The organism is Rhodobacter sp. P1_C2 (assembly GCF_056406375.1).
In genome coordinates, this window is sequence record NZ_JBFUAG010000010.1 from 41,410 (window position 1) to 58,418 (window position 17,009).

Consider the following 17,009-nt stretch of genomic DNA (forward strand, 5'->3'; position numbering starts at 1 on the left):
GTCACGCCCCGCCCTCGCCCGACAGGACATAGCCCTCGCCCCTGATGGTGCGCAGGAAGCGCGGGCTTTCGGGGTCAGGCTCGATCTTCTTGCGCAGCCGGGTCACGCGCACGTCGATCCGCCGGTCGGTTTCGGCGCCCGAGGCCTCGGCCCCCAGAAGTTCGGCCAGCACCGCGCGCGACAGGATGCGGTTGGGCCGCGCCGCCAGAACCTCGAGCAGTTCGTATTCGGCAGCGGTCAGGTCCAGCGCCCCGGTCTCGGCATGGGTCAGGCGGCGGGCGGCGGTGTCCAACGTGAAGGGGCCAAAGCGCAGTAGCCGCACTGGCGCCTGCGCCGCAGGTGCGGCGGCCACGGCTGCGGGTTCGGGCGCGACATCCAGCCGCCGGATGAGGCTGCGGACCCGGGCCAGCATCTCGCGCAGGTCATAGGGTTTGGCGACATAGTCATCCGCCCCGATCTCGAGGCCGACGATGCGGTCCATCGGCGCGCCCGAGGCCGAGGCGAAGATGATCCCGGCCCGCCCCGAACGCCGCAGCCAGCGCGCCAGCGACAGCCCGTCCTCGCCCGGCATCGCGATGTCGAGGATCGCCACGTCGATCCGGTTTTCCGCCGCCAGCGCCCGGAACTCTGCCGCGTCCGCCGCCGTCAGCACCCGGTAGCCATGGCCGGATAGGTATTCGGCCACCGCCTCGCGCAGGTCCTCCTCATCATCGGCGATGGCGATCACATAGGCCACGGCGGGCCACTCCTTTGCGAAAATTCCAAAACTATCGACACTGCGGCGTGGCTGACACTACACATGTCGCAGAAACCTCCGTCAAGAAGGCCCCGCCATGGCCCCGCGCGCCCGCATCATCTTTGCAGACGACGAGCCCGACCTGACCGAGGCGCTGGCCGCCTATTTCGAGGGTCTGGGCCATGACACGGCCCTGGCCTGCGATGGCATCGCACTCGAGGCCGCCCTGCGCGCCGGGCCGGCGGATCTGGTGATCCTCGACCTCAATATGCCCGGACGTTCCGGCTTCGATCTGATGAACGGGCTGGAGGCGCTGCGCGGCGTGCCGGTCATCATCCTGACCGCCAACCCCGACCAGATCGACCGCGTCATCGGGCTGGAGATGGGGGCCGACGATTATGTCCTCAAACCCGTGGACCCGCGCGAGCTTGCCGCCCGCGCCGCCGCCGTCCTCGCCCGGCGCAAGGGCCAGATGCGCCTGCTGGTGCCCTTCGAGACGACCTCGGCCGACCTCTCCGCCGCTCGCATCCTGCTGCAGGATGGCGCGACCGAGGCGCTTTCGCCCGGCGAGGTCGCCCTGATCCGGGCTTTCGCGGCCCATCCGCATCGGGTGCTGAGCCGGGAAGAGCTGATCGACCTCGCCCCGGCCGAGACGACCGAGGCGCTGGACCGGGCGATCGATGCCCGGGTTGCGCGCCTGCGCCGCAAGCTGCGCACCGAACGGCTGGTGACGGTGCGCGGCCTCGGCTACCGCTACGAGCCGCCCTGGCAGGGTTAGCGCGCCTCAGGCGGCGTTGAGCTTTGCCTTCGCCTCGGCCATGCCTTCGGCCATCAACCCGGCCAGCGCGGTGATCGCAGCGGTCCAGGCAGCCTCGGCCCTTGCGTCAAAGCCCTGCCCGAGGGCCGCGGCCAGCGTGTGCAGAAGGGCCGCGCCGACCGGCTCGAAATGAGCCAGTTCGACCCCGTAAGTCACATGGCGCGCGCCCAGCATCCGGACGGCGGGCACCAGCGCATCGGGCCGGTCGAGCGCGCCTGCCGCAAAGGTCAGGACGGTCATCAGCTTGCGGCCCTGATCCGACAGGTCATGCGGGAACAGGACGCGCAGCTGCGGCGCGATCTGGAACAGCCGGGCGTAGAAGGCGGCGGCAAAGGCCTCTTCCATGCCACGGGTCAGGCTCAACTGTTGGCGGATGAGGGCGATATCTTCGGGGGACATGATCTTCTCCTGGGAAGCACCGTCCGCAGACCGGGCGGCTACAGGATACAAACTGCGCCATGAAGGTTTCTGCTTGGCGCCGTGCGGGGGCCCTGGATGTTTCAGAACTTGGGCGGCTGAAACATCGAGGCTCGCGGCCAGAATGGCAAAGGCCCGCCGGCAAAGCGGCGGGCCTTTCATTTTCGCAGCGGTCGGGCATCAGAAATAGCTGATCTGGTCCAGGACCTGCACCCCGGTCACGCCATCGAAGGTCAGGACGAACTCGCCCCCGGCGGCCAGCGCCATGTGCAGCTCGGTCCCGCCGGCGACATCGGTCGCGGTGATGCCGGTCACGGCACCCTGCGCCAGCTTGATCTGGTCCACGCCATCCTGGAAATCGGAAACCCGGTCCTTGTCGCCCGCGATCAGCGCGTATTTGTCGAAGATGAACACATCGGTCCCGACCCCGCCCGACAGATAGTCGCTGCCCGCGCCGCCGTTGATCTGGTCATTGCCGTAACCGCCATAGGCAAAGTCGTTGCCGGCCCCGCCTTGCACGATGTCATTGCCATCGCCACCCCAAAGCGTATCGGCCCCGTCATGACCCAGAAGCTGGTCATTGCCTGCCCCGGCGTTCAGCGTGGTGGCGCCATGCCCCGCCGAGAGGAGGTCGTCATACATCGAGCCGTTGATCGCCTCGATATTGCCCAGCCGGTCGCCCTCGGCATCGCCGCCCTTGCCCAGCGCATACCAGCTGGAGGTCGCGGCATCCCAGAGCGACTCGAGCCAGATCGTCACGCCAGAACCCGAGGCGCTGTAGGCCGCACCATCGCGCCCGGCGCCGCCGTCCAGCGTATCGGCCCCGGCCCCGCCGATCAGCCAGTCATCGCCCGCCCCGCCGCTCAGCGCATTGGCCGCGCTGGTGCCGGTGATGTCGTCGTTGAAGTTGGAGCCGATCGCGTTTTCGAAATTGCTGACCTTGTCGCCGGTGGCATCGCTGCCCGACACCGCCCCGGTGCCGAGGTTCACCATCACGCCATAGGCATTGGCGGCAAAGCTGACCGTGTCGATGCCCGCACCGCCATCCATCGTGTCGGCACCCGAGGCGTTGAGGATCAGGTCATTGCCGTTGCCGCCATAAAGCACGTCATTGCCCGAGCCGCCGTTCAGCGTGTCATTGCCGTCAAAGCCCCAAAGCAGATCCTGCCCCATGCCGCCGGTCATCACGTTGTTCAGGGCATTGCCAAAGCCCCAGAAGGTGGCGCTGCCCAGGTGCATCAGGTTTTCCACCTCGGCACCAAGGGTATAGCTGGTCAGCGTGGTGCGCACCTCGTCGGTGCCGCCGCCGGCAAGTTCGGTCACCACGTCGCCGGCGTCGTCGACGATGTAAAGGTCATTGCCCGTCCCGCCGATCAGGTTGTCGGCCCCGGTGCCGCCGTCGAGATAGTCGTTGCCGGCATCGCCGCCCAGCTTGTCGATGCCGTCGCCGCCGAACAGCTGGTCGTTCTCGGTGCCGCCATAGAGGAGGTCATTGCCCTCCATCCCGACCAGCGTGTCATTGCCGCTGCCGCCATAGATCCCGTCGGCATCGCCCTCGCCGTTCATGTAGTCGTTGCCGGTGTCGCCGATCATCCAGTCGACCCCGGTGCCGCCGCGCATGCTGTCGCTGCCTGCGCCGCCGTTCAGGATGTCGTCGCCGGCATCGCCGTTCACCGTGTCATTGCCATCGCCGCCCTGCGCCACATCGTTGCCATTGCCGCCCGACAGGCTGTCATTGCCGCCGCCGCCGTAGAGGGAGTCGCGCCCGTCAAGCCCGCTCAGCACATTGGCCGAGGCCGAGCCGGTCAGCCGGTTGTCGGCGGCGTTGCCGGTGCCGTTGACCGCCGCGGCGTTGTTGGTCAGCTCGAGGTTCTCGAACTCGGTGGTCAGAACCCAGGACACCGCCGAACGCACCGTGTCGGTGCCGCCGCCGGCCGCCTCGACCAGCGCCGTGGCCGAGGAGATGACATAGGTGTCATCCCCCGCGCCGCCAACCAGCTTGTCGCCCGCGCTGCCGGTGAGCGTGTCGTTGCCGTCCTCGCCGTAGACCGTGTCATTGCCGGCATCGCCCGACATGACATCATTGCCCGCGCCGCCATAGAGGCTGTCATTGCCCGACCAGCCGTTGATCGTGTCATTGCCGGCATTGCCCCAGACCGTATCGGCCCGATAGGAGGCCGAGATGACGTTGTTCAGGCTGTTGCCGGCCAGATGGTTGCCGGTGCCGGGCGTGGTATAGGACCAGACGTCGATCACATCGGCCGAGACGCGGATATTCTCCAGGTTGGCGCCAAGGGTGTAGTCGTTACCCAGCAGCACCTCGACCGTATCGGTGCCCTCGTTGGCGTTTTCGGTGATGGTCACGGACATCGGGTTCTTGTTGCCGATGTCGTAATAGACGTCGTCGCCAGCACCTCCGGCCATGACATAGGTCGAACCGGCCATCCAGTGGCTGGAGACCGTGGCATGGAAGCTGTCATTGCCCGCACCGCCATAGGCATATTCGGTGTTGTCGGTGATTTCCTCGGTCAGATAGAAGGTATCGTCGCCATTGCCGCCATAGACCGTCGCATCCGACTGGATCTGGAAGGTGTCGTTGCCGTCTTCGCCATAAGCCGTGGCGCTGTCGCCGCGCAGAAAGAAGCTGTCATCGCCCGCCCCGCCCGAGATGGTGGCAGAATCCGCGCGCACCTCGATGTCGTCGTTGCCCTCGCCGCCATAGACGGTCGAGGTGCCCCATTGGGTCAGCGTGCCGTCGCCGACCACGATCCGGTCATTGCCGAGGCCGCCATAAACCGTGTCGGTGCCGCCGCCCGAGGTGATCGTGTCATTGCCCGCGCCGCCGTCGATCACGTCGTCGCCGTCGCCGGTCAGGATCGCATTGTTCACCGAGGTGCCGATGACCATGTAGCTGTCATCGTCGGGCGCGCTCCAGTTCGGGATGCCGTCGGTCAGGGTGATTTGCGTTTGTGCCATGGTCTGTCTCCATCAGGTCGGGCTGCCAGAGCCCCGGATTGCGTGATGGGACGGGTTCTGCTGCGGCGATGTTTCGCTTTGACGCCACCGCTGCGACAGGTTTGTTTCAGCGGCGTTTCAACCGAAACTTCCGTTACAGCTGTTACAATCCCCGGCCCCGGACGGCGCGAAGGCGAAACATGCAAGCGCCAGAAAGATCCCATCACGCGGGGCTGACCCGCCAGCACAGGGGTTTTGCAACATGGCGTACAAGACAGGCACGGCGGGCGACGATCTGATCGGCGGCACCGCGGACCAGGACACGCTCGGCGGCGGTGACGGCAACGATATCCTGCTGGGCGGGGCCGGTTCCGATTACCTCGACGGCGGCGCGGGCAATGACTCGCTGTCCGGCGGGGCGGATGGCGACACGCTGGTCGGCGGCACCGGCAGCGACAACATGGAAGGCGGCGACGGGGACGACGTCTACTATGTCGACTCGGCCGGCGACAAGGTGATCGAGGCCGCCGGCAAGGGCTATGACACCGTCTACACCACGCTGTCGGCCTATAGCCTTGCGGCCAATGTCGAGGATGTCTTCGTCTCGGCCACCGCCAATTCGATCCTCTGGGCCAATGGCCAGTCGAACCATATCTACATGAACAAGGGCAATGACCTCGCCTATGGCGGCACGGGCAATGACATCATCTTCGGCGGCGAAGGCAATGACCAGCTTTATGGCGGGGCCGACAATGACATCATCTATGGCGGCGGCGGCAATGACAGCCTTTATGGCGGCAGCGGCGACGACACCTACATGCTGGACAACTGGGCGCAGAACAAGGGCGACCAGATCGTCGAAGCCGCGGGCGCCGGCTATGACACGCTGATCACCCAGGGCATCGGCTATCTGGGCGCTTCCGGCGCCGTGGGCGAGGTGCATTACACGACCCTCGCCGACAATGTCGAAGCGATCATCGGCTCGGGCGCCTTCAGCTTCCGCTTCACCGGCAACGCCTCGGACAACAAGATCACCGGCGGGGCCCGCGCCGATACACTGGACGGCGGCCAGGGCGCCGACACGCTGTCGGGCGGCGGCGGGGATGACACCTATGTCATCGACAACACGGGCGATGTCATCACCGGCGAGGCGGCGGGCAAGGTCGGCTATGACAAGGCCAGCGTCATCGGCGCCGGGACCTGGACCATCGCCACCGGCATCGAAAAGGTCGAGATCGGCACTGGCACGACCCATATCATCGGCAATGCCGAGGATAATGTCGTCCTCGGCACCGCCGCCGCCGAAACGATCGAAGGCGGCGCGGGCAACGACTTCCTGCAGGGCAGCGGCGGGGCCGACCTGCTGATCGGCGGCGAGGGCAACGACATCCTGCAATCGGCCGCCGCCGCCGAGGGCTCGGCCACGATGGAGGGCGGGCTGGGCGATGACATCTTTTACGTCACCACCGCCGGCGACACCGTCACCGAGGCGGCGGGCGAGGGCTATGACAAGGCCTTTGTCGGCACCAACTGGGTCATGTCCGCCAATCTCGAGGCGGCCTCGGTCTCTTCGGTGACCGGCGTGCAGATCACCGGCAACCTTTCGGACAACACGATGCAGGGCGCCACGGGCGATGACACGCTGATCGGCCTTGGCGGCAAGGACACGCTGGCGGGCGGTGCCGGGACGGACCAGCTTTTCGGCGGCGTGGGCGATGACCTCCTCGATGGTGGCACCGGCAATGATGCTTTGCAGGGCGGCTATGGCAATGACATCTACATCGTCGATTCCAGCAGCGACACCGTGACCGAGGCGGCCAGCGCCGGGTTCGACACGGTGATCGCCGGTACCGACTTCCAGCTTGGCGCCAATATCGAGGTGCTGAACCTGACCGGTTTTGCGCAGAGCGGCACCGGCAATGCCCTGAACAACCTGATCACCGGCACCATCCTGGGCAATACGCTGAACGGCATGCTGGGCGCCGACACGCTGGTCGGCGGCGGCGGGGCCGATCAGCTGACGGGGGGCGCGGGCTCGGATGTCTTCGTCTTCGCCTTTGGCGACAGCGGCACGGCGGATGGCATGCGCGACCAGATCCTCGACTTCACCAGTGGCAAGGACCGCATCGACTTGCGCGCCTTCGACGGCGATCCGGCGACCCTCACCCATGACCCGCTGCAATTCCTTGGCACGGCGGAGTTCGGCCATCACGCGGGCGAGCTGCGCTACGAGGTGCTGTCGGCGGGCAACCTGCGGCTCTTGCTCGACATCGGCGGTGATGGTGTTGCGGATCTGGCCATCGACGTGAAGGGCGCGGATGCCTTCGGTCTGGGCGATTTCATGCTGTGATCCAAAGCGCCGGGGCGGTCTGCGCGAAATTGCGCGGCCCGCCCCGGCTAGCGCGTGACAATCCCCGGCCCACACGGCAAACTGAGGCATGAGATTTCAAACCCGCTCCGTTTTGCGCCTGCTGCTGACCCTCGGCCTTGTGGCCGGCCTGTCCGCCTGTGGCCCCCGCCCCTCTGACCGGGGCGAGCCGCGCCCGGGCCGCAGCTCGAACGGTTTCACCGTCACCCGGGCCAATTTCGGCGAAAGCAAACCGGTGGACTGGAACGGCAACCCGCCCTCCAGCCATCAGGTGCATGGCATCGACATTTCGGTCTGGCAGGGGGCGGTGGATTGGCCGGTGGCCAAGGCCAATGGGGTGAACTTCGCCTTCCTGAAGGCGACCGAGGGCGGCGATCACGAGGATCAGGCCTTCCTCTTCAACTGGCGCCAGGCGGATGCCGCGGGTGTCGCGCGCGGGGCCTATCACTTCTTCTACCACTGCCGCCCGGCCGCGGAACAGGCGCGCTGGTTCATCGCCCATGTGCCGCGCAGCCCGGGCGCCCTGCCCCCGGTGCTGGATGTCGAATGGACGCCGCGCTCGCCCACCTGCCCCGGCAAGCGCCCGGCAGAGCTGGTCCGGGCCGAGGCGCAGGTCTTCCTCAAGATCGTCGGCCGCGCCTATGGCCAGCGCCCGATCCTCTACACCACGGTCGATTTCTACCGCGAGAACGAGCTTTGGCGCTTGAACGGCGTGGACTTCTGGCTCCGCTCGGTCGCGGCCCACCCCTCGGACCGGTTCCCGGGCCAGCACTGGCTCTTCTGGCAATATTCCGGCACGGGCCAGGTGCCGGGCATCGCCGGGCCGACCGATCTGAACGTCTATGCCGGCAGCGCCTCGCAATTCACCGCCTGGCTGGCCAGCCACCGCAGATAGCGCCGCCCCGCCTGCCGATTTGACAGCGTTTGACGCGCCTTTAACTCGCCTTTGACGGGTCGAGGGCGCAGGCTCATCTGGCGCGGACCCATTGCCGTGCAGCCTCTTTTCACCGGAGATTGCCATGACACGATTCGTCGTCGATCTGGGCGATATTGCCCTGTCCAAGGACGCCCAGGCCGCCCTCAACGCGGATATCCAGAAGGTGGCCCTGTCCCATATTGCGGGGATGAACCTGGACAAGCCCCATGTCTTCCGCTTTCCGCGCGAGTGGTGGGGTTTCATCCTGCGGCAGGATTTCGAAGGCCTGCTGGAGGGCGAGAAAGCCCTTGGCCGCGGCCTTCTGCAGACCGCGGGGCGGATGTGATGGGGCCGGGCGGCAATGACCCCGCCGCCCGGCCTGCCAGCTACGCCTGCCCCTCTGCCCCCGCCACGCCGGGCAGCGGGCTGTTGGGCGTGCTGGGGCTGGACGGCAAGATCCACAACCTGCGCACGCTGATGCCGGTCGACAAGAATTTCCTTGCCGCCGTCCGCCTGCGCGGCGCACCGGAGGAACGGATGCGTTTCACCAGCCCGTGCCAGACCTCGGGCTGCAGTCAATGGACGGGAACACGCTGCGGCGTGATCGACCGCGCGATGAAAGAGATGGAGGTCCCGGGCGCTCCCCTCGCAACAGACCTCCCCGCTTGCACCATCCGCGGCACTTGCCGGTGGTATGCGCAGAACGGGCCCAAAGCCTGCGGAACCTGCGTCTATATCGTGACCGATAGCCGGCAAACAGACATGGCGGCGGAGTGATCCGCCGCCATGTTTTCTTAGAGTTGTGAAATCGCGCGCAGCGATCAGCCGTCGACGCGGATGCGCGCGTTGGACGGATCGAAGGGGCTGTCTTCCACCACCACCGCATCCCAAAGCTCGCGGTTCATCCGGACCTTCAGCTTGGTGCCGACCTCGGCCAGATCGGGGCGGACATAGCCCATGCCGATCTGCTTGCCGAAGGCCACCGAATACCCACCCGAGGTCAGACGACCGATCTTCTCGCCATCGAGCAGCAGCGCTTCCTTGCCCCACGGGTCGGTATCCGAAGGCCCATCGATCAAGAGCGTGCAGCACTTGGACCGGATGCCAACGGCCAGCATGGCCTCTTTGCCCTGGAAGTCCTTCTTCAGGTCGACAAAGCGGTCGAGGGCGGCTTCCAGCGGGGTCGCGTCGCGGCCCAGCTCGTTCCCGAACGCGCGGTAGGATTTCTCCTGACGCAGCCAGTTCTGCGCCCGGGCGCCGACCAGCTTCATCCCGTGCTTTTCGCCCGCTTTCAGCAGTTGCTCCCAAAGGTAGCGCTGCATCTCGATCGGGTGGTGCAATTCCCAGCCCAACTCGCCGGTATAGGCCACGCGGATCGCGTTGACCGGGCACATGCCCAGTTCGATCTTGCGGGCCGACAGCCAGGGGAAGCGCTTGTTGGACAGGGCGGTTTCCGGCTCGGCATCCTTGATCAGCTCGGCCATGATCTTGCGGCTGTTCGGACCGGCGAGGGCGAAGACGCCCCACTGAGTCGTCACGTCGTGGATGTCGAGATAGGCGCCACCGCGGCCCATGAAATCCTCGGCGCATTTGCGCAGATAATCGGCGTCATAGGCGGTCCAGGCCCCGGCGGAGACGAGGTAATAGTCGTTCTCGCCATTGCGCACGATGGTGTATTCGGTGCGCGTCGTGCCCTGCGGGGTCAGCGCATAGGTCAGGTTGATGCGGCCGACCTTGGGCAGGGCGTTGCAGGTGAACCAGTCGAGGAAAGCGGTGGCGCCCGGCCCGCGCACCAGATGCTTGGTGAAGGCGGAGGCGTCGATCAGGCCGGCGGTCTCGCGGATCGCCTTGGCCTCGTCCACCGCGTACTGCCACCAGCCGCCACGGCGGAAGCTGCGGGAATTGTGGTCGAAATCCGCCGGAGCGTTCAGCGGGCCGTAATAGATCGGGCGCTCCCAGCCGTTGACCTGGCCGAATTGCGCGCCGAGCGCCTTCTGGCGGTCGTACACCGGGGTGGTGCGCAGCGGGCGGGCGGCCTCACGCTCTTCATCGGGGTGGTGCAGGATGAAGACGTGGTCATAGCACTCTTCGTTCTTGCGCGCCGCATATTCGGTGGTCATCCAGCTGCCATAGCGGCGCGGGTCGAGGCTGGCCATGTCGATTTCGGCCTCGCCGTTCACCATCATCTGGGCGAGGTAATATCCCGTGCCACCGGCAGCGGTGATCCCGAAGGAGAAGCCTTCCGCGATCCACATGTTGCGCAGACCCGGCACCGGGCCGACCAGCGGGTTGCCGTCCGGCGTGTAGCAGATCGGGCCGTTGAAATCGTCCTTCAGACCCACGACTTCCGAGGAGGGAATCCGGTGGATCATCGACATGTATTCCGCCTCGATCCGCTCCAGATCCAAGGGGAAGAGGTCGGCGCGGAAGCTGTCGGGGACGTTGTATTCAAAGCGCGCCGGGGCGCCCTTTTCGTAAGGCCCGAGGATCCAGCCGCCACGCTCCTCGCGGACATACCATTTGGCGTCGGCGTCGCGCAGCACCGGGTGTTCGGGGTTGTTCTTGCGGTATTCGACCAGCATCGGGTCGGGCTCGGTCACGATGAACTGGTGTTCGACCGGAATAGCCGGGGTCTTGATGCCCAGAAGGCGGGCGGTGCGTTGGGCGTGGTTGCCGGTGGCGGTGACGACATGTTCGGCATGGATCTCGAACTTCTCGTCCGAGGGGACAAGGTTGCCGCCCTTGTCGACCATCTTCGTGCAGGACACGATCCACTCCGACCCGGTCCAGCGATAGCCGTCGACCTGGATCTTGCGCTCGATCGTGGCACCATGCTGGCGGGCGCCCTTGGCCATGGCTTGGGTCACGTCGGCCGGGTTGATGTAGCCGTCCTGCGGGTGGTAAAGGGCGCCGATCAAGTCATCGGTGCGGACCAGCGGCCAGCGGTCCTTGATCTCTTTCGGCGACAGGAATTCATGATAGACCCCGGCGGTTTCGGCCACCGAAGAGTACAGCATGTATTCGTCCATGCGTTCCTGGCGCTGCGCCATGCGCAGGTTGCCCACCACGGCAAAGCCCGCGTTCAGGCCGGTCTCGGCCTCCAGGCTCTTGTAGAAATCGACCGAGTATTTGTGGATATGGGTCGTGGCATAGGACATGTTGAACAGGGGCAGCAGCCCCGCCGCATGCCAGGTGGAACCAGAGGTCAGCTCGTCACGTTCGACCAGCATCGTATCCCAGCCGGCTTTGGCCAGGTGATAGGCAATGCCGTTGCCAACGGCACCGCCGCCGACAACCAGAGCTTTGACATGGGTTTTCATCGCGGCGACTCCGAATGGGATTTTGGATCATATGTGCCTGATGACCCGGTCAACGAGCAAGGCTGGGCGACATGGAACGGACGAAAACGACATGAGCCAAGAAAAGCCGATCACGCGGGCGGCACTGGCCGTTTCCGTGGCACGGTTTAGATGCTTTGCTGATGACAGACTTGGTTAACCCCTGCCCGGAGCGTTCTGATGAAGCCCTTTGCCGCCCTGCTTTTCTCTGTGGCCCTGCCGCTGGCCACTCCGGTCTGGGCCGATGCCGTCGCGCAACCCGACACTTTGGCCGCCAAGGCGGCGCTTGCGGCGCAAAGCTTTGCCCGGCCTACGGGCGTCGGTCAGGTCAGCCTCGATTTTTCGGCGGTCGAATATTATCCCAACCTGAAATCCAAGGTCGGCGTCGCCTCGGCCTTCGTGCTGAAGGGGCTGAAGGAGTCGCTGGCGCAGGTCGAAGAGCTTGGCCCGGGCCTGATGTGCAACGATCTGGAGTTTGACCACTGGATCTCGCTTTCGGGGGCCAAGCCCCTGCCCGCGCTGGACGAGGTCTTCAGCACGCCGGGCGATCCCTCGACCCGGCCGGTCAAGACGCTGGACAAGCCCGCACCGTGGCTGTGGGATTTCACCAAGGCGCTGGGCGACATGGGGGTGGCGCAGCTGATCCAGATGACCGGGGCGCCGGCGCAGTACCAAGTAGAAAGCGCCAAGGCCCCGGCGACCGACCCTTCGCCGACCGATTTTGACGGCACGGCCAGGTTCATCGGGTCCTGGACCGCCGCCGCCAACCACCCCTATCCGATCCTGTGGTCCTTCTGGAACGAGCCCGGCCATACTCTGGCGGGTGTGTTGCAGGGCAAGGATGTTGCGGGCAACCCGGCCTTTCCGGGCGAAAGCGATGCCGCCTTTGCAAAACGCGACGCCGCGCAGCGCAGCAAGGCGGCCGAGGATACGGTAAAGCTTTACACCGCCTATGGTCAGGAGATGGGGCCGCGGATGGGGCCCTATGCAAGGCTCGGCATCGGCAGCCTGATCGCCACCGATTTCGACCCCGCCAAGCCCACCGCCCCGGGCAAGGTTTTCTTCGACGAGGTGCTGGGCCAGCTGACCAAACCGGGGGTGGCGCCGGTCGATTTCATCTCGTTCAACAGCTTCAACGGCACCTTTGGCCGCCAGCTGGCCGGGTCGCGCGGGTTCCTCGCCGATCTGCCGGACAGCCCGGCCAGGACCGCGCCGGTGATCTTCACCCAATATGGCCCCGCGGTCCTGAAGCGCAGCCTGGACGGCAAGCTCCTCCTGCAGGGCAAGCTCGCGCAGGGGCTGGACCATCAGGCCGCGGTTCTGATGCTATCGGATCTGGCGCAGATGGAGCGGGCCTCGGATGTGCAGCATGTCTGCCTGTCCTATTGGATCGGCGGCAAGAACGGGTTTCTGAGTTATGCCCAAGGCGGTTTGCAGCCCCGCGTCCGCTATCCCGTGTTGCAGATGTTCATGTCCCTGCCGGTCTGGCGCAGCCGGATCGATTTTGGCGAGACCGGCCTTGCCGAGGCGGGCCTGCATGGGCTGGCCGGGGTGAACGGGGCGCGGGCCTCGGTCCTGTTCTGGAACGAAAGCACGCAGGCCCTGAAAGTGCCGCTCGCCATCGCGGGACTGCCCAAGGGGGCCTCGGCGGATCAGGGTCAGGTGGCGGTGCTGGGGCCGAAGGACGATGCCCCGCGCCAGATGGGCTTCAACGGCCATGCGGTGATGGTGCCGCCGATGGGGGTGGCGCTCCTCAGCTTCGACACCGGGGCGCCTGACCCTCTTGCCCGCCGCCGCATCCTCGCACCGGCGCGGTTCCTTGCCACCCAATCCAGCGTCGAGCGCCTGCCCGCGGCCTGCACCGATGCCCGCAGCACCCAGACCGGCGCCCCCTGTGCCGGCACCAGCGGCACCTATGGCTTTTACGATTCCGTCCGCGCCGTCGCCTATCTGGGCAAGGGCGACGGAAAAAGCGACCCGCAGGTCAGCGCCACCTACGAGGGCCTGCCCCCCTCGGTGCGGTTCAGCGCCAAGGTCGTGGGCACGGGCAAGGTCGCGGTCAGCGCCACCTATGCGCAATGCGGCAAGACCATCACGGCCGATCTGACGCAGGGGACGGGAGAACTCGACGCCGCCGCCCTGCCGCAGGACTGCGCCAAGGGGCCGGTCACGCTGGACATCGCCCTTCACGGCGCGCGGACCGGGGCGCAGGCCGAGGTCTTCCTCGACCCGACCGCCGCCACGGTGCCCGAAGCCTCGCTGGCGCTGGCCCTGAAGCCCAGCCCCGATCTCTCGGTCGAGGAAGGCCTCGTCCTGCCCGGTCAGGCCGACTAGGCCGCTAGTGCCGCCGGATCCGGCCAAAGAGCCCCGCCAGCGCGAAGGCCCCCGCTGCCGCCGTCACGATGGAGGGCCCGGCAGGCGTGTCCTGCCAGAGCGACAGCGCCAGCCCCGCGAGGCAGGCAAGCGCCCCGATGGCCGAGGCAAGTGCCGCCATCTGCTCGGGCCCGCGCGACACCGCGCGTGCGGCGGCGGCCGGGATGACCAGCATGGCGGCGATCAGCAAGGCCCCCACCACCTTCAGCGCCACCGCCACCACCACGGCGAGGGCAAGCGTGAGGATCAGCCTTTCACGGTCGGGGTTGATGCCATCGGCCTGGGCCAGATCGGCGCTCAGCGTCGCCGTCAGCAGCGCCTGCCAGCGCCAGAACAGCAAAACCAGAACCGCCGCCGCCCCGGCCCAGATATAGGCGAGGTCCCCCTTGGTCACCGCGAGGATATCGCCGAAGAGGTAGGATTCGAGGCTGGTATGCACGCCATGCACGAAGCTGATCGCGACCAGACCCAGGGCCAGCGCGCCATGGCTCAGAACCCCCAGCGTCGTATCCACCGCCCAGCCGCGCGCCGCCAGTGTGGCCACGGTCACCGCCATGATCAGCGCCACCGCCAGCGTGCCCAGCGGCACCGGCAGATCGGTGGCCAGCGCCAGCGCTACGCCGAGGATCGCCGCATGGGCCGTCGCATCGCCGAAATAGGCCATCCGCCGCCACAGCACGAAGGACCCCAGCGGCCCGGTCGCCAGCGACACGCCCACCCCCGCCAGCCCGGCCCGGATCAGAAAATCATCCAGCATGGTGGTGGCCCTCGTGGTCGTGGTGGTGGTGATCGTGGTCATGGTCATGCGCGGCAGCGGCGCCGTCATCATGGCTGTGGTCATGGCGGTGCTGGTAGAGCGCCAGCGCGCCTTGAGTGCCCAGACCGAACAGCGCCCGATAGGCCGGCGCTTCGGAGACGACGCGCGGCGTGCCCTCGCAGCAGATGTGGTGGTTGAGGCAGATCACCCGGTCGCTTGCCGCCATGACGACGTGCAGATCATGGCTGACCATCAGCACCGCCGCCCCGGTTTCCTGCCGGACCTCGGCGATCAGCCGGTAGAAGGCGGCCTCGCCGGGCTGGTCCAGACCCTGGGTCGGTTCGTCCAGCACCAGAAGCCCCGGCCGGCCCAGAAGCGCCCGCGCCAGCATGACGCGCTGCAACTGGCCGCCCGACAGGCCCGCCAGCGGCTTTGCGCCACTGCCCGGCATGCCGACGCGCATCAGAACCGCCTCGGCCTCGGCATCGGTCACCCGGCGCGGCAGCGACAGGAAGCGGCGCACGCTCAGGGGAAAGCTCGGGTCGATGGCGAGCTTCTGCGGCACATAGCCGATGCGCAGCCCCGGCGCGCGGGTCACACTGCCCCCGGCCAGCGGTACCATGCCCAGCAGCGCCCGCAGCAGCGTGCTTTTGCCCGAGCCGTTCGGGCCCAGCAAAGTCACGATCTCTCCCGCCTCGACCGAGAGGGAGATCTGCGACAGGACCTCCGCCCCGCCGAGGCGGACGCTCAGATTGGCGGCGCTGATGAGCATCAGGCAAGCCCCCGCCGTCCGGCACCCGCGGGGTTCACTTGCGCGCCATCCGCCTCGGGCCCGGCATGGTCGCGGCAGCCGGGGCAGAGGCCCAGCGCCTCGACCGTGGCGCGTTCGACGGTAAAGCCCATCGCCTCGGCGGATTGGGCCAAGGCGGCCCCGATGGCGCGGCCCGGCGCTTCGGCCACGGCATGGCAGGCGCGGCAGATCAGGAAGGCCGGGGAATGGACCTCGCCCGGATGCATGCAGGCGGTAAAGGCATTGAGGCGGCGGATGCGGTGGGCAAGCCCCTGTTCCTCGAGGAACTCCAATGCGCGGTAGGCGACGGGGGGTTGATTGCCGAACCCATCGGCGGCCAGCCGCTCCAGCACGTCATAGGCCCCCATGGCGCGATGCGCCTCCAGCAGGATCTGCAGGGTGCGCTTGCGCACCGGGGTCAGCCGCTGCCCGCCCTCGGCCAGCTGCGCCTCGGCCAGGGCCATCACGTCACCGGCGCAGCGCGCATGGTCATGCGGGGCAAAGGCGAGGTCGGGCTGGCTGCAACCGGGGCAATCCGGTCCGCTGGAATGGTCGTGCATCGGGCATCCTCTGCGCAAGTGTGTTATAGTATAACATTTGCGTTGACATGTTATACTATAACAATCTACACAGACCGCATCCCAAGCGAAAGACCCAATATGCGTATACCTGCTTCTCTTCTGCTGGCCGCCTGCCCGGCGCTGCTGGCCCTGTCCAGTGCTGCATGGGCCGAAGTGCCCAAGGTCGAAACCGATATCCCGCCCGTCGCCGCCCTTGTGGCGCAGGTGATGGAGGGTCTGGGCACGCCGGGCATGCTTCTGGACAAGGGGGGCGACGAACATGACATGCAGCTGCGCCCCAGCCAGATGCGCAGCCTGTCAGGGGCGGGCCTGCTCGTCTGGGTCGGGCCGGAGCTGACGCCGGGGCTGGACACCGCGCGGCAATCGATCCCCGGGCTGCAGGATCTGGCACTGCTGGACGATCCGGCGACCCAGCGGCGCGATTATGCCGAGGGCGGGCTGAACCCGCATGCCTGGCTCGCGCCGGGCAATGCCAAGGTCTGGATCGACCTGATCGCAACCCGCCTCGCCACGATCGATCCCGAACATGCCGAGGCCTACAAGGCCAATGCGGCCAAGGCGCAGGCGCGGCTGGCGACGCTGGACAAGGACCTTTCCAGCCGCCTGTCGGGGATGAAACAGCCCTTCGTCACCTATCACGACGCCTATGGCTATTTCGCCGCGACCTATGGGCTGAACTATCTGGGCGGGCTGGCGGCGGGGGATGCCGCCCCGCCCGGCGCGGCGCGGATCGCCGAACTGCACCAGATGGCCGCGAGCGGCGCCATCGCCTGCGCCTTCCCCGAGGCGCAGCATGACCCGGCGCTGATCACCAACCTCGTGCAGGGCACCAAGGTCTTCGTAGGCCCCGGGCTGGACCCGGTGGGCTCGATGCTCGATCAAAGCGCAGATGCCTATGAAGAGCTGCTGACCGGGCTGACCGACAGCCTCATGGCCTGTGCAAGCCACGTTAATCCTTGAC

The 17,009-nt window shown here is 66.9% G+C and carries 14 protein-coding genes; 7 read left to right on the plus strand and 7 right to left on the minus strand.

Annotation, left to right across the window (positions count from 1 at the left end; genetic code table 11):
• Position 1: 1 nt before the first annotated feature.
• Positions 2–736 (minus strand): response regulator transcription factor, encoded by a 735-nt coding sequence (locus AC1DZT_RS17335; RefSeq protein ID WP_478007902.1) that lies wholly within the window; start codon positions 734–736, stop codon positions 2–4.
• Between the two features lie 97 nt (positions 737–833).
• Between AC1DZT_RS17335 and AC1DZT_RS17340 the strand changes: the two genes are divergently transcribed.
• Positions 834–1,514, plus strand: coding sequence for a response regulator transcription factor (locus tag AC1DZT_RS17340; RefSeq protein WP_478007903.1), 681 nt, complete (start codon positions 834–836; stop codon positions 1,512–1,514).
• Positions 1,515–1,520: 6 nt separating this feature from the next.
• On the opposite strand, the gene AC1DZT_RS17345 is transcribed toward AC1DZT_RS17340, so the two are convergent.
• Entirely contained in the window at positions 1,521–1,952 is a 432-nt protein-coding gene (locus AC1DZT_RS17345; RefSeq protein WP_478007904.1) for a globin domain-containing protein, read from the minus strand.
• A gap of 198 nt (positions 1,953–2,150) precedes the next feature.
• Positions 2,151–4,946, minus strand: a complete 2,796-nt coding sequence (locus AC1DZT_RS17350) for a hypothetical protein (RefSeq protein WP_478007905.1) — start codon at positions 4,944–4,946, stop codon at positions 2,151–2,153.
• Between the two features lie 241 nt (positions 4,947–5,187).
• On the opposite strand from AC1DZT_RS17350, the gene AC1DZT_RS17355 reads away from it, so the two are divergent.
• From AC1DZT_RS17355 to AC1DZT_RS17370, 4 genes are all read left to right on the plus strand, one after another.
• Positions 5,188–7,275, plus strand: a complete 2,088-nt coding sequence (locus tag AC1DZT_RS17355; protein ID WP_478007906.1) for a calcium-binding protein — start codon at positions 5,188–5,190, stop codon at positions 7,273–7,275.
• A gap of 88 nt (positions 7,276–7,363) precedes the next feature.
• Complete coding sequence (locus AC1DZT_RS17360) at positions 7,364–8,188, plus strand: glycoside hydrolase family 25 protein (protein WP_478007907.1); 825 nt, start codon at positions 7,364–7,366, stop codon at positions 8,186–8,188.
• A gap of 124 nt (positions 8,189–8,312) precedes the next feature.
• On the plus strand, positions 8,313–8,555 hold the full coding sequence (locus AC1DZT_RS17365; RefSeq protein WP_478007908.1) for a hypothetical protein: 243 nt from the start codon (positions 8,313–8,315) through the stop codon (positions 8,553–8,555).
• Positions 8,552–8,986, plus strand: a complete 435-nt coding sequence (locus tag AC1DZT_RS17370; protein WP_478007909.1) for a hypothetical protein — start codon at positions 8,552–8,554, stop codon at positions 8,984–8,986. The genes AC1DZT_RS17365 and AC1DZT_RS17370 overlap by 4 nt, the downstream gene beginning before the upstream one ends.
• Before the next feature lie 44 nt (positions 8,987–9,030).
• Here AC1DZT_RS17370 and AC1DZT_RS17375 read toward each other — a convergent pair whose 3' ends face one another.
• A complete protein-coding gene (locus AC1DZT_RS17375) occupies positions 9,031–11,529 on the minus strand; it encodes a GcvT family protein (RefSeq protein ID WP_478007910.1) in 2,499 nt (832 codons plus the stop codon).
• A 198-nt stretch (positions 11,530–11,727) separates the two neighbouring features.
• Here AC1DZT_RS17375 and AC1DZT_RS17380 point away from each other — a divergent pair, with 198 nt between their 5' ends.
• Complete coding sequence (locus tag AC1DZT_RS17380) at positions 11,728–13,881, plus strand: hypothetical protein (protein WP_478007911.1); 2,154 nt, start codon at positions 11,728–11,730, stop codon at positions 13,879–13,881.
• A gap of 4 nt (positions 13,882–13,885) precedes the next feature.
• Here the strand turns inward: AC1DZT_RS17380 and AC1DZT_RS17385 are convergent, their stop codons facing one another.
• Genes AC1DZT_RS17385 through AC1DZT_RS17395 form a run of 3 tightly spaced genes read right to left on the minus strand, consistent with a single transcriptional unit; the run spans position 13,886 to position 16,027 of the window.
• Positions 13,886–14,677, minus strand: a complete 792-nt coding sequence (locus tag AC1DZT_RS17385; RefSeq protein ID WP_478008038.1) for an iron chelate uptake ABC transporter family permease subunit — start codon at positions 14,675–14,677, stop codon at positions 13,886–13,888.
• Positions 14,667–15,452, minus strand: a complete 786-nt coding sequence (locus tag AC1DZT_RS17390) for an ATP-binding cassette domain-containing protein (RefSeq protein ID WP_478008039.1) — start codon at positions 15,450–15,452, stop codon at positions 14,667–14,669. The genes AC1DZT_RS17385 and AC1DZT_RS17390 overlap by 11 nt, the downstream gene beginning before the upstream one ends.
• Positions 15,449–16,027, minus strand: coding sequence for a Fur family transcriptional regulator (locus tag AC1DZT_RS17395; protein ID WP_478007912.1), 579 nt, complete (start codon positions 16,025–16,027; stop codon positions 15,449–15,451). Before AC1DZT_RS17395 ends, AC1DZT_RS17390 begins: the two co-directional genes overlap by 4 nt.
• A gap of 99 nt (positions 16,028–16,126) precedes the next feature.
• On the opposite strand from AC1DZT_RS17395, the gene AC1DZT_RS17400 reads away from it, so the two are divergent.
• Positions 16,127–17,008: a zinc ABC transporter substrate-binding protein gene (locus tag AC1DZT_RS17400; protein ID WP_478007913.1), complete on the plus strand. Its 882-nt coding sequence runs from the start codon at positions 16,127–16,129 to the stop codon at positions 17,006–17,008.
• Position 17,009 lies beyond the last annotated feature (1 nt).

What these genes read in the sequence shown, in the direction of transcription:
- AC1DZT_RS17340 (WP_478007903.1), top strand. Translation starts at nt 834, where the DNA reads ATGGCCCCGCGCGCCCGCATCATCTTTGCAGACGACGAGCCCGACCTG.
- AC1DZT_RS17345 (WP_478007904.1), bottom strand. Translation starts at nt 1,952, where the DNA reads ATGTCCCCCGAAGATATCGCCCTCATCCGCCAACAGTTGAGCCTGACC.
- AC1DZT_RS17350 (WP_478007905.1), bottom strand. Translation starts at nt 4,946, where the DNA reads ATGGCACAAACGCAAATCACCCTGACCGACGGCATCCCGAACTGGAGC.
- AC1DZT_RS17355 (WP_478007906.1), top strand. Translation starts at nt 5,188, where the DNA reads ATGGCGTACAAGACAGGCACGGCGGGCGACGATCTGATCGGCGGCACC.
- AC1DZT_RS17360 (WP_478007907.1), top strand. Translation starts at nt 7,364, where the DNA reads ATGAGATTTCAAACCCGCTCCGTTTTGCGCCTGCTGCTGACCCTCGGC.
- AC1DZT_RS17365 (WP_478007908.1), top strand. Translation starts at nt 8,313, where the DNA reads ATGACACGATTCGTCGTCGATCTGGGCGATATTGCCCTGTCCAAGGAC.
- AC1DZT_RS17375 (WP_478007910.1), bottom strand. Translation starts at nt 11,529, where the DNA reads ATGAAAACCCATGTCAAAGCTCTGGTTGTCGGCGGCGGTGCCGTTGGC.
- AC1DZT_RS17380 (WP_478007911.1), top strand. Translation starts at nt 11,728, where the DNA reads ATGAAGCCCTTTGCCGCCCTGCTTTTCTCTGTGGCCCTGCCGCTGGCC.
- AC1DZT_RS17385 (WP_478008038.1), bottom strand. Translation starts at nt 14,677, where the DNA reads ATGCTGGATGATTTTCTGATCCGGGCCGGGCTGGCGGGGGTGGGCGTG.
- AC1DZT_RS17395 (WP_478007912.1), bottom strand. Translation starts at nt 16,027, where the DNA reads ATGCACGACCATTCCAGCGGACCGGATTGCCCCGGTTGCAGCCAGCCC.
- AC1DZT_RS17400 (WP_478007913.1), top strand. Translation starts at nt 16,127, where the DNA reads ATGCGTATACCTGCTTCTCTTCTGCTGGCCGCCTGCCCGGCGCTGCTG.